Consider the following 826-nt stretch of genomic DNA (forward strand, 5'->3'; position numbering starts at 1 on the left):
GAACTAACTAACCATCTTGATGATGTGATAACAGAGCTCACCGAACTGGGACTGAGCGATGAAGAAGTGTGGGCAGTTGCCGTAAAACGTCTCGGATCGGTTTCAGCGATTGAGTCTGAATTTGAAAAGGTCAATCCGGACATGCCGTTCAGAAAAAATGGGCTTCTGATGGTATACGGAGCCGTCATTATGCTCTTTCTGCAATCTTTTTTTATTATAGTTCCTGCATTTATCTTTAGAGCCAATCAAGAAAAAAATACGGATCAGCTCTTTCTTGGCATCAGACTGTGGCCCATGGTTTTTAATATACTGATCATAGTCCTGATCAGCATTATACTTATCTTTATTTTTAAAGGAAAGGTTTTGGCAAGGGCCTTAAGCAAACTTACAGGTAAGCTAAATATATTATCTGCATTTATCTCTGTAGTGGTAATTGTTGCTTCTGCCTTTTTTACTATTCAGCTCATCGGATTAAGCAAAACAGATAAGCTCCATTCGGTAGCACCAAAATTTAAAATGCTTACCCAGTTGTTCTATCTGKGGCTGATTGGCCTCATCGGGTATTTTCTTTTGATCGGAAACAACAGAAATGTACGTACCCTATTATCTTTTAACAGGAAGTTACACTGGAAAGTTTCATTGCTGCTCGGTGGGATTACCTGCCTTGCTGTTATCTTTAGCTACACCTACCGCCTGGCTTATCTCCCGTTGATTATCGGATGCCCCTTATTTGCCGTTCTTGGATGGATGGTGAGTTTTTCTGAGAAAAAAGGTATAAACCTGTTTTGCTGCCAGCTGTTTTTAATGCTGTTCCTGTTCTCTGAAC

At 40.4% G+C, this 826-nt stretch carries 1 protein-coding gene; it reads left to right on the forward strand.

The genetic code is table 11. The features are described from left to right. A partial coding sequence (locus tag AC1DND_RS28710; protein ID WP_477586352.1) for a hypothetical protein occupies nucleotides 1-826 on the forward strand: 826 nt, incomplete at both ends.

It is taken from the genome of Pedobacter sp. 01N416, from assembly GCF_056399685.1.